A 12,110-nucleotide genomic window follows, 5' to 3' on the forward strand; every position below is an offset into this window, starting at 1 on the left:
TAGCTTAATCAACGGGGGTGACCTCAAGCAAAAGGTGGTCTGTAACGTTAATCTCCAGAGTTGCATCGCTACCGTCCACCATGCCTAAGGTGCGGTCGTTTTCATAATCCCTTACTTTATAGCGACCATCTTTTAAGCCTCGCAGCTCAACACGGCCCTGCCACTGGTCGGCGTAGAATGCGTAGTACATCTGCCCATTTTTAGAAATCGCATGGGTTTCTGGCGCATCAAAACCGATGTCGTAAAGGCTGCCTTCGTAGACGCCTTTAGGTAGCATTTTCTCTTTGTAAATATCAATCCAGTGCTGGAATTCACGCTCTTTCTCGGGGGTGAGCAAAAAGCTCTCTTTGTTGCTTCCGTCCTTGGGCCAGGTGAATTTGGTGCCGATCACTGCACCGATGCCCACTGAAGACGCAAAGTCACTGGCATCATCGCTCAGTTCGACATGATCGCCGTAGTACGGAGAGGAGGCGCCCATTAAGGCTTTAAGCGTTTTGCCTTTATGGCGAATTTGCCACGAGCTTTCTGGGTCGGAGCTGACCGATTGGTTCATATAAGGCATGTTATGAAATGCGTAAGAGGTACCGCAGGGGCAGATTTCAACAATCGCATTACTGTTGATTTCCAGAGCCGTATCGTAAATCAGTTTCCAAAACTCCTGCAGCTGCTCTACAGACTCTTCAGGGTGGTCGTGGTTGTGCGCCGGATTGTAACAGGGCGGGACGCCGTTCAAATGCTGGCCGTCAATTTTCAGTCCTGCATAACCCCATTGGCCCATCATCTTCTCGACTAGTTCTTTGCTGTATTGCTGTGTTTTTGCATAGGCTGGGCAAAGGTAGTAGCTATCCCACCAAGTGATATCCACGGGGTTGCCGTCTTTATCCAGCAAAAGCATGTCCTCGTGCTCATTGATTAAGTCGGTGCCTGGGTCGACAGCAAGTGGCGCCCACCATAATTTAGCTTTTAAGCCGGCTTTATTGATGTCTTCAACCAGCTCCCGCATGCTTTTATCGCCTTCGGGAAACTTACTTTTGTCCAGATACCAATCCCCTTCGGAGGTCTGCCAGCCGTCGTCGAGAACCGCCCAGGTTAATCCCATTTCTTTTGCTTTTGGTAGCGTCTGTAAAACCTCTTCAACAGTAAATTTACGGTCGTACCCCCAAGCGCACCAGATTGGCTCGTAACTCTCTTCAGGGTATTCCGGGGCTTCCATCCCTTTGGCTGCCATAATGTCCTTGTAACGCACTAACGTATCGTAATAGTCCCCTTGGTGAACTGTTACAAAGGTCTCAAAAGTTGTCAGGGATTCACCTGGCTTTAGCGTAGTGGGGCGGTCATATTCAACGGCTACGGAGGCAGCTTGAGCGCCTGTAGCATAGTTGATCGGGAGCGATACGAGCTTAGGCGTGAGCTCTACATGGCCGACACCTATTCCTGCGTCGGGCGTCCAGATATCAGACACAGGGGTTCCGCTACCGTAATCCGATGAGTTCATGCCCATGAAGTTTTGTTGGCTATAGCCCGGTTCAACGGGCTGGACCCAATCGCGACGATCGGCGAATGAGGCCCCCTGGAAAGACCAAAACGCAGGCGTTGACTGCTCGCTGGGAGTTAGGCGGTAGTGATTGTTCACCCACTTCAATACCCGCACAGATTCGTCAGTATGATTGGTGTATTGGACTGACATTAAGGCGGTATCTGGGTGGTTATCATACAGGCTAACCGTTACCTGCTTTTCCATCCCGTCGGCTGTGCTGCCGGTAATGACGTACTCCTGTCCTGCCCCAAGATCATTTTGAATTGCATTAACAGCATATGACTCGGCTTGGAACGCGCCGAGAGTTCCGCTTTCCAGCACAATGTATTCGCTAGTTTCGAAACTCTTTTGTAGCGGGGTAGATTGGCCGTTTTGTTTTCTAAAGACTTTGCTTTGCAGCTGCTGGTTAAATTCCAGCTGTAAGTCGCCGTTTTCCAGGGTTAAATCTTGAGTTAAAGGCTTGAGGCTATTCTTTGGTGTTACTTGGCAGCCAAGCAAGGCGACACAGACAAATCCTGTGGTTAGCCAAGACAAGGATATCTTTCTGATGTTATTCACGTCTTGTCCTCTTAATGTTGTTCTATAAGTGTTTTATTGAAAAAGTTTTTTTTAAAAACCCGTTCTGCATTGGTGCGGTAAATTTTGTTGATTACTTTCTTGGGTAGCTGCAGGCCTCGGAACTCACCCTCAACGAAACTGGATGTCAGCATGTTGTCTGTGGCCAGGTAATCCCAGTCGGACTGCCAAACGTCCATTGCTTCTTGCAGAAACTCTGCCCCTGTCTGACCCTTTGAGAGTGTAAGGTCGGTGGCGTAGAGGATACGATCTTGGTACTTGATAAAAAAGTCGCGTACTTTGGCGTAGTTCTCCATTGATTGGTGTTGTATTTGCCCTATGCGGGCGGCCATGTCTACCACGGCCTTCGGGTTGTCCTCCAGAAAACTGGATAGCGCCTCTACGCTCCACTCCAGGCTCGCCATATGAGCGCCAATAAAGGTCAGTGATGGATGTTGGTCTAGCATCCGGTTACGGCTGTTCATCTGCTCTTCGTAGCTGGGCATCTCGGGGTGGAGGTACATGTGGTAATGCGGGTGTTCTTTGAAGTACTTTTTGTCGTTCAGTACGGTCATTTCACTGACAGGTAACCAGCAATTTTTGGGTTCGCCCTGGTGGCCAATCAAAGGCAGCTGTTCTTTTTCTAGGTAGCTGAAAATAGGTGAGAGTTTTTCATCGTTGACCATGACCAGTTCGTCGGTCTCGTTGCGAAATGACATGCCTATGTTTTTCCATACCTTAATGGCGATGGCCCCTTGCTCGCGAGCCTGATTGATTTGCTCAATCTTATTGTCTACCCAATGCTCTGAGCCCCAGCCCTGCATAGTGAAGGTCCCGGCGAAGGCGAAGTCGTCGGGGTGTCGATTTTGGAGTTCCGCGGTAATTTCAAGCTGCCGCTTTACTGGCGGGAAGTCTGGATAGTCGACATTAATGCTGATCAGCTTGAAGTTTGCCTCTTGGGCTAATGTGACTATATCGCTATCTATAGAGTTCGCATGAACGTGGCTGTCAATTTTTCCTAGCCATTTGAAATCGTTGCTCTGATAGAACTGCTGATCGGCGGAGCTACTCAACGGGTTGAGTAAGGCCGCTGCCAGAATACCTAGTTTAAGAGATTGCAGCATGGCTTTGCTGTGCATGAATTGACCTCCGCGTGACTATCAATGGGGCCCAATGTTTCACTCTCGGGCGCAATAAGAAATATAATGAAACTACAAAAGGCCTTCAAAATCAACTTTTACCTTTCGGAAGTTGCAAGTTAGCAGTGGCAATTATGCTGACGCTGCTTAAAGTCAAAGCGAGAGTTATGTAAGTATATGATAATAAACAATAAAATATCAATTCTTGCTGGTCTGGAATTGTGCGCTTAACTTTTTGTTTTTTGTAAATGCCCGGTGCAGGCCGAACATAAAGCAACAAAACGAAACATTTTTGGTTTACATGGTACTAATACTGATTCATAATTTCTCTCATGGAAACATAATCATGCTTTTTTGTTGGTTTTTTATCTTGTTCGAAATATAGTGAAACTGGAGTGTTTATGAGCGTGCTTTTGAAGATGTTGAGTGAGCACAAGGCGGGCCGGGCGGTGGGGATATGCTCGGTTTGCTCCGCGCACCCCCTGGTAATTAAAGCGGCGTTATCTCACGCGCTGCGTATTGGCAGCGATGTGTTGATTGAGTCCACATCCAATCAAGTCAACCAGGACGGCGGGTACACGGGAATGAGGCCGGTTGACTTCCGTCGGTTAGTGCTTGATTTGGCGAATCAGGCTGGGCTTGCGCCTGAGCGAGTAGTGCTTGGCGGGGATCACCTTGGGCCTAACTGTTGGCAGGGGCTTCCCGCCGAGGAGGCAATGATCAAGTCGGAGGAGTTGATTCGCCAATATGTTGAGGCCGGTTTTGCCAAAATACACTTGGATTGTTCGATGTCTTGCGCTGATGATCCAGTGCCGCTCTCTGATGAGGTTGTCGCTGGGCGAGCAGCGCGGTTGTGTCGGGTAGCAGAAGAGGCTTGGCGCCGAGTAGAGGGGGAGCCGCCGGTTTATATTGTGGGAACCGAAGTTCCCGTTCCGGGCGGCGCGACAGAAGATTTAGCCGAGCTGGAAGTTACCTCGCCTGAGGCTGCAGTGGCAACAATTGAGGCGCACCATGAATCTTTTAAAGCGCTTGGTTTAGAAGAGGCCTGGCCGCGGGTGGTGGGGTTGGTCGTGCAGCCTGGCGTGGAGTTTGATCACCATAAGGTGGTCGATTATCAACCTGAGGCGGCATTAGCGTTAAGTCGTCGTATTGAAGATTATCCTTTTATGGTGTTTGAAGCGCACTCTACGGATTATCAATTCGATACGAATCTAAAGCGCTTGGTGCAAGATCACTTTGCCATTCTAAAAGTGGGGCCCGGGGTAACATTTGCAATGCGTGAAGCGCTTTGGGCGCTGGATGCCATAGAGCAAGAGCTGTTCGCGGAAAATGCTTCAGGCTTGCGCAGCATAGTTCTTGAAGAAATGAACATTGAGCCTAAGTATTGGAAAAGCTACTACAGCAGCGAGGGTGGTGCTCTATTGTTAGATAAGCAATATAGTTTGAGCGATAGAGTCCGTTACTACTGGAGCCGACCGAATGTTGTCAAGGCGATGGAGGTGATGCAGCGCAATTTTGAGCAGCGTACCCCTCCTTTGACAATGGTTAGTCAGTATCTGCCGGGCCAATACTCGGCGGTTCGATCTGGTGAAATTACATTCGGTGTGGAGAGTGTTGTGATTCACAAGGTTCAAGAAGTGTTATCTCAATACGCGACTGCGTGCGTGGAATAAGGAATAAGTGATGAATTACCTCGGTTTTACTGAATCAAGTCTCGATGAGCTTTCAGCTATTTGGACGGCGAAGGAAATATCTCAACAGCCTGAGTCGTGGCTGCGCACTTATGACACTTATCACGCGGTTAAGGGCAGCGTTGACTCCTTTTTAGGTAGTTTATTGCGCAAGCCAGAGCTGAGAATCATCCTGACCGGTGCGGGAACCTCCGCTTTTGCTGGTGGGTGCTTAGCCCCCCTGATGACCAACACACTTCAGCGTCGGGTGGAGTCGATCTCCACGACAGATATTGTTTCTAATCCGATGAGCTACTTAGAGGCCGATACGCCAACGCTAATGGTATCGTTTGCTCGCTCAGGAAACAGCCCTGAAAGTGTTGCAGCGGTTAGCTTTGCCAATCAGTTGGTGAAAGATTGTTATCATTTAGTGATCACATGTAATCGCGAAGGCAGCTTATTTCAGTATTGCAGTGACAGCAATCGGGCGTTGGCGGTTTTAACTCCGGAGGAGACCAACGACAAAAGTTTTGCAATGACATCAAGTTTTACCTCGATGATGCTAATGGCGGGGCTTGTTTTTTGTCCTTCTGAAATCCCAGAAAACGATCTCGAAGTGGTTAGCCATGTCACCCGTGATTTAATCGCGAAGCAGGCGGAAGGTTTTAAGGCGTTGGCGCAGGAGCCATTTGATAGAGTGGTTTTTCTCGGTAGCGGCGGATTTGGCTCGCTAGCGCAAGAATCGGCGTTGAAGTTACTTGAGCTGACGGATGGTCAGGTGGTTGCTATGCACGACTCTCCGTTGGGGTTTCGTCACGGCCCCAAGACGATCATCAATGAGCATACTTTGGTGTTTGTATACATTTCCAATAACCGTTATACGCGACAGTACGATCTCGATTTACTTGCAGAGCTGCGTCGCGACGCTGAAGCGGGTAGGGTGATCGCACTTTCTGCCGACGATAGCCCTCTGTCTAACCAGGATATTGGCCTTGGCTGTGGCGCAGCATTAACGGATTTTCTTTTGCATTTTCCTTATATCGCTTGTGCACAAATGTATGCGTTTTACAAAGCGCTCGCGCTAAACAACAAGCCAGATAACCCGTCTTCGGGCGGCACGGTAAACCGTGTGGTTCAGGGAGTCACTATTTATCCGATGTCTGGCAAGAGACGTTCCGCGATCAAAGAGGGGGAGAGATGTATTTAGGCGTCGATGGCGGAGGCACCAAAACTGCCTTTGTCATGCTTGATACAGATGGCGATATTGTTGCTCGTCACACTGAGCCTACCTGCTCTCATCTAGAGGTAGGCTTGGACGGGATGCGGCACATCTTGCGTAATGGTGTGCAGGAGGTTAGCCGGCAAAGCGGTATAGCTTTAAAGGATTTGGACTTTTCTTTTTTCGGTCTGCCGTGTTACGGCGAGGACAGTAGCCTGACTGATGTATTGGATGAGGCTCCGGGTGTAATACTGGAGTCCTCCGCTTACCGTTGTGGTAACGACATGATTTGTGGTTGGGCGGCTGGCGCTGGTTGTGCTGATGGTGTGCATATAGTGGCCGGAACAGGCTCAATTGGCTACGGCGAGCGAGGAGCCCTTAGTGCGAGGGTTGGCGGCTGGAGCGAGATTTTTGGTGATGAGGGGTCGGCTTATTGGATTGCCCGAGCCGGCCTTGAAGCCTTCACTCGTATGTCCGACGGCCGTATGGAGAAAACCTTGTTGCATAAGCTGATGGCGGAGCGCCTGGAGCTTTCTTTTGATTTGGACGTTTGTGCCTTGGTGTTGAGTCGGTGGAATGGATCAAGAACAAAAATTGCGAGCTTGTCCAAGCTGGTGGCCGAAGCTGCCAGCCTGGCCGACCCGGTAGCGCTAGACATTTTCGACCGAGCTGCAGGCGAGCTGGCGCTGATCGCTAAGTCCCTGATCGATAAATTGCAGTTTGCGGAGCGTGACACGGTTGTCGCCACATACTCTGGGGGGGTGTTTCAAGCTGGCGCTTTGATAATAGAGCCGCTAGAGGCTGCTTTGCTTGCCGGGCCTCAGCGGTGTGTTCTTAAGCGCCCTGATTACCAGCCGGATATCGGCGCGGCACTTTATGCGGCGAAATTGTCCGGAAAGGCGTTGTCTGGTGACAGTCTTAACAACTTAAAATTTTCACGTATAAATAATACCGTTCAATAAATTACACGGATTGGGGATTTCAGTCATGTCGATTAAACCAGAACCTACGAGTGCCGGTGTTGAAAAGTCGGGCCTGAAGGCTTGGCTCATGTACGCCTTGCTGACCATAGTGCTCTGGGGCGTGTGGGGTGCGACCATTGTTATTCCGGAGAATAACGGTTTTCCGGCAGAGCTGGGGTACATTATGTGGTCGCTTTCGATGTTGGTCCCCTCGCTGTTTTGCTTGAGGCGGGTGAGGTGGAAGCTCGATATAAGCATTGAAGCTTTGGCCTATGGTGCGGTAATTGGTTTTTTAGGTGGTGTTGGGCAGCTTATTTTGTACTCGGGCGCTATTGCTAATGGTCCCGCTTATCTAATTTTTCCTATTATTGCGTTAGCTCCGGTAGTGACTATTTGTCTCTCATTTGTCTTCTTGAAAGAGCGGGTGGGTAAAGTCGGCGGCTTGGGAATTGTGGTGGCCTTGATCGCCATTCCGTTTCTAAATTATTCTGACGGTGACGGATCAGTGCAAAACTCTGTCTGGTTGTTTTATGCTATTTTGGTTTTTCTTGCTTGGGGCATACAAGGTTTTTACCTAAAGCAGGCAAACAATAAAATTAGCGCTGAAAGTATTTTCTTTTACATGGCAATAACAAGTGTGATGTTGGCACCTGTGGCTTGGTATATGACAGACGAGCCGCTTGAGGCTAACTGGGGGCTTGATGGCGCTGGTTTGGCATTTGGGATTGGGCTTTTTAACGCGTTCGGGGCCCTCTTTTTGGTTTATGCGTTTCGCTACGGTAAAGCCATTTTAGTCAGTCCGATGGTGAATTGTCTGCCACCTATTGTGACTAGCGTGCTTTCGTTGTTGATCTTGCAAACATTGCCAACGGCGTACGCCGCTGTGGGGATGGCGCTAGCCATTTTCTCGGCGTTTCTGTTGGTGGTTGGCGAGGAGTCGGACGACGTAGCTGTTGGTCGGCCAACAAGCTAGAGGTTTCATTTTTCTTTCTTTTGAGGTGATTTGTTTCACTGTTGGTGTTTCAGTGTTATAGTTTCGATGTTTGGTCACCTTAAGAGATTTGTATGCGAGACACTACATCCCGAAGAGAAAAAATTGTTGGGCTGCTACGGGGCAATGGCAGCGTTCAGGTGTATCCGTTAGCTAAGATGTTTGGCGTTTCCGCGGTTACCATAAGAAAGGACCTCAAGTTCCTTGAGCAGCGTGGTGTCGCGTCGCGAGCCTATGGTGGAGCCATTTTGAACGAGGTGGTCCCCACCACCGAAAATGCCGTTAACCTTAAGCAAAAACTAAATTCTGAAAAAAAAGGTTCAATCGCTAAAGCCGCCGCTGCATTTGTTGCAGAGGGGGAGTCGCTGATTTTAGATTCCGGTACTACAACTAATCAGATGGTGCCGTACCTTCGGGACTTTGAGGAGTTGACGGTAGTCACAAACGATTTGCTGGCGGTGACCCAGCTTTCCGATTGTGCCAATGTCGAGCTGATTGTCTTGGGGGGTACTTTACGCCGAAAAAGCATGTTTTTTCATGGTCAGCAAGCGGAGCGAGCCCTGAAGGAGTTGCATGTTGACAAGTTGTTCCTTGGTGTCGATGGCTTTCACATGCAAAAGGGGGTTACGACTCACTTTGAGCCTGAGGCGACATTGAACCGAATGATGTGTAAGGCGTCGACGGAAATTATTGTGGTTACCGACTCAAGTAAGTTTGGCAATATCTGTCTGCATAATATTGTCGAGCCGAACGAGATATCCAAGCTCATTACCGATGATGGCATCCCCCAAGAGTATTATGATGGCCTTGTCAGTATGGGGATTGACGTTATTGTCGTTCCTTCTGCTGATTGACTCCAAAAGTGCATTTTAAAGGCTGACCAGGCCGGGCAGCCTTCCCCAACTCTCCCTTCCGTTTGATCTTAGTAAGCCCGAACCCTTTCAGCTTCAATCTATATATCAATCTAGCTCAGTGGCGCGCCCGCTGGGCGACCTTGTGGTCGCTGACCTTTTGTAGTGCAGCGCCAAAAAAACTGTTTCAGTGTGGTGCTTTTTTATGAAGATCTTGAAGCCTAAAGCCTATTTAAGTTTCACTTCGTTATTTAATTGGTGTTTTTTAAGCATTTCCCTCTGTTTTACTGTTGACATGCGTTCTTTCAGGTTTCATTATATTTCCATTGGTCGTCGGTAAGTATGGCGTGGATTAAGGTGTAGTCACAGTTGGGGAGTGTTATGAAAAATAAAACAGCTTTCAAAAAAACGTTGATAGGCATAATCATTGGTGCGGCCTCTCACGGTGTTAATGCGCAAAATGTAGAGGAATACGCGCCTCTCGAAGAGGTTGTAGTGACCGGTGTTCGAGGCAGTCTTTCCAAGTCTTTAGATTTGAAGCAAGAGGCCACTTCCATTGTGGACTCCATTAATGCTGAAGAGTTGGGGCGTTTTCCTGATGACAATGTTGCTGACTCTCTTTCGCACATCTCTGGTGTCACCGTTAGCCGAACCAGAAATGGTGAGGCGCAGTATGTAAATATTCGCGGGCTAGGGCCCGAGTTCAGTATCGTTACGCTGAACGATAGGATTTTGGCCACAGACGACGGCGGAAGAAACTTTGCTTTTGACGTTATTCCATCGGAAATGATTGGCGGCGCGGATGTTTGGAAGTCTGTGGAGGCGAATCATGAAGAAGGGAGTATTGGTGGTGCAGTTAATTTAAGGTCGGTCCGGCCGCTTAGTGAGGCGGGCACCACGGGCGTTTTTTCTGCGCAGACGAACTACAACGACCTGTCTGAAGAGTTTGGGCAAAAGTATAACGCTATTTTTAGTACCTCTAACTTGGACGAAACACTTGGCTTTATTGTGAGTGGCTCTTACGCGAAAGGCGACGAGCGGGCCGACGATATGTTCGATAACTATTATTTCGGTGTCGGTGATGAGCGCTCCTACGATGTGAACGGCGATGGTGCGATTACAGAAAACGAAACCAATTTAGTTATGCCTGGTTCTTATGCTTTGGGCTCTTATGCCACTGAATTTGAACGAACAGGGGTAACCTCGGCTATTCAATGGCGGCCGAGCGATCGGGTAGAGATTGTGGCGGATATGCTTTTTACACGCCTGGAGGCGGACTCGACCGGTTTTACCCAGTCCTTCTACATGGAGGATTACCCTGGTCGCTGGAGCAACATTGTTATGGATGGCAATGTAATTACAGAGCTGGATGTTGAAGAGATGGCCATGGAAGTCGTGACGATTGACGAGCATCGCACTGTCGATACCTCGCTGTTTGGTCTCAATGGTGACTTCCAGGTTACGGATACATTAACGTTAAATGCCGATCTTTACCGCTCTAAGTCAACTCGTGACTCTGGCGGCAAAAACACCTATGTCGTTGCCGGCGCTCCCGGGCCGAATACGGGCCATTTTAAGCTTAATGAGGGGGGGCTTCCTGATTTTGTTCCGCAGTGGACAGAGGGGCGATCCTCCACAGATTTTGACAATACTGACTTTGCGCCTCACTGGGCTGCAAGAGATGGTAGTGATATTGAAGACACCATTACGGGATTTAAGCTGGATGGCGCCTGGGAGCAAAACTTTGGTCTTTCGGCTGTAAAAGATATTCAATTTGGCCTCGCAGTAACACGTCGCGAAAAGTCCAACCAAGCCATAGATAATGAAATGCTAGGTGCTTGTAATTATTGTGACTACCCCTTTACGTTCGCCGATGTGGGAGTAGATGTCGTACGAGATTTCCCTTATGACAACCTCTTTGATGGAGAGGCGGGGAATTTCCCAAGAGCTTTCCCTATTTTCGATATTCCGTCGTATGCCGAGGCGCTGGCCGCCTCAGACGGAAAAACCTTGGTGTCATATAACGGTACAGAGCGAACCTTTGGCGAGAATGAGTCGGCACTTTGGGAACCAGTTCCCAATCCAGTAAATTCCTATGTGATTACAGAAGATACGCAGGCGGCTTTTGTTCAGGTGAACTTCGAGCAAGATGCTTGGTTTGGTAATTTGGGTGGCCGTTTAGTTCATACGGAAATTGATTCGGCTTATGCCTATAACGCCATAGAGTCTATTACGGTTGTTGACCCTGATGTTCCAAATCCGCAATGGATTGTTGAATATAGTGAAGCAACCCCTGCGGTGGGCACAGGAAGTTACACCAAATTTCTGCCGTCCGCTAACCTTGGTTACTACTTGGCGGACGATTTAATTCTTCGGGGGGCACTGGCAAAATCCATGTCCCGCCCTACGCTCGATCAACTGGCACCCTTGACCACTGATAATGCACAGTCGGGTGTGTTCACTATGTCGATTAGTGGTAATGCTGAGATCGAGCCGGTCTATTCAGACCAGGCGGATCTTTCGTTGGAGTGGTACTTTGCGGCCGATAGCGCTTTAACGGGTGCTGTATTCTGGAAAGATTTAAGTGGGTTTATTACCCAAAGCACAAGACGTGAAGAAATTGCCGGTGAGCGATTTTTGATTACTCAGCCCGTCAATGGTGACACCGCTGAAGTGCTCGGTTTTGAAGTTAGTGCACAGACGTTTTTCGACAACGGCCTGGGATTCACTGCTAGCTACTCGTACACAGATACAGACGCGACTGTTGATGGCGTAAGTGTTGGAGCGTTGCCAGGCGTTGCTGATACCGCATATTCGGTTTCCGCCATTTATGAGAACGATCGTTTAAGCGCCCAGTTAGCTCTGGACTACACCGGAGATTACGTCGTCGACTCTTACAGCCCGCTTGGTGATGGTTATCAAACCTATATGGAAGAGCAATACATGGTTACCGCGTCAGTGCGTTATGACCTATTTGATAATGCTCAGATATTTGTCGAAGGCTTAAATCTGGCAGACGAGTCCAACAGAAGCTTCCAGGGGCGTGATGATCTTCCGTCGTCAATCCAGATATTTGGTCGAACTTTTAATATGGGGGTTCGGGTGAGCTTCTAAGGCTGGTAACCCTAGCGCGCCAACGCGCAAATACGTTTCTAGTAATGCAAAACCATCTCAACAGTGTTGAGG

General features: G+C 48.9%; 8 protein-coding genes. 6 read left to right on the forward strand and 2 right to left on the reverse strand.

Features of this window, described 5'->3' with window-relative positions:
- Positions 1 to 4: 4 nt before the first annotated feature.
- Together AAC019_RS00410 and AAC019_RS00415 are read right to left on the reverse strand one after the other, a co-directional pair.
- Positions 5 to 2,095 (reverse strand): glycoside hydrolase family 36 protein, encoded by a 2,091-nt coding sequence (locus AAC019_RS00410; protein ID WP_339896566.1) that lies wholly within the window; start codon positions 2,093 to 2,095, stop codon positions 5 to 7.
- Positions 2,096 to 2,106: 11 nt separating this feature from the next.
- Entirely contained in the window at positions 2,107 to 3,231 is a 1,125-nt protein-coding gene (locus AAC019_RS00415) for an amidohydrolase family protein (protein ID WP_339896567.1), read from the reverse strand.
- Between the two features lie 419 nt (positions 3,232 to 3,650).
- On the opposite strand from AAC019_RS00415, the gene AAC019_RS00420 reads away from it, so the two are divergent.
- From AAC019_RS00420 to AAC019_RS00445, 6 genes are all read left to right on the forward strand, one after another.
- Positions 3,651 to 4,904: a D-tagatose-bisphosphate aldolase, class II, non-catalytic subunit gene (locus AAC019_RS00420; RefSeq protein ID WP_339896858.1), complete on the forward strand. Its 1,254-nt coding sequence runs from the start codon at positions 3,651 to 3,653 to the stop codon at positions 4,902 to 4,904.
- 10 nt (positions 4,905 to 4,914) lie between these two features.
- Positions 4,915 to 6,108 carry an SIS domain-containing protein gene (locus AAC019_RS00425; protein WP_339896568.1) on the forward strand — a complete coding sequence of 398 codons (1,194 nt, stop codon included), beginning with the start codon at positions 4,915 to 4,917 and terminating at the stop codon, positions 6,106 to 6,108.
- A complete protein-coding gene (locus tag AAC019_RS00430; RefSeq protein ID WP_339896569.1) occupies positions 6,099 to 7,082 on the forward strand; it encodes a BadF/BadG/BcrA/BcrD ATPase family protein in 984 nt (327 codons plus the stop codon). Before AAC019_RS00425 ends, AAC019_RS00430 begins: the two co-directional genes overlap by 10 nt.
- Positions 7,083 to 7,107: 25 nt before the next feature.
- Positions 7,108 to 8,055, forward strand: a complete 948-nt coding sequence (locus tag AAC019_RS00435; RefSeq protein WP_339896570.1) for a DMT family transporter — start codon at positions 7,108 to 7,110, stop codon at positions 8,053 to 8,055.
- A gap of 92 nt (positions 8,056 to 8,147) precedes the next feature.
- On the forward strand, positions 8,148 to 8,927 hold the full coding sequence (gene agaR, locus AAC019_RS00440; RefSeq protein ID WP_339896571.1) for a transcriptional repressor AgaR: 780 nt from the start codon (positions 8,148 to 8,150) through the stop codon (positions 8,925 to 8,927).
- 378 nt (positions 8,928 to 9,305) lie between these two features.
- Positions 9,306 to 12,038, forward strand: a complete 2,733-nt coding sequence (locus tag AAC019_RS00445) for a TonB-dependent receptor (protein ID WP_339896572.1) — start codon at positions 9,306 to 9,308, stop codon at positions 12,036 to 12,038.
- The last annotated feature ends 72 nt before the right edge of the window (positions 12,039 to 12,110 follow it).

This window comes from uncultured Gilvimarinus sp., assembly GCF_963975215.1.
In the GTDB taxonomy this organism is placed as follows: domain Bacteria; phylum Pseudomonadota; class Gammaproteobacteria; order Pseudomonadales; family Cellvibrionaceae; genus Gilvimarinus.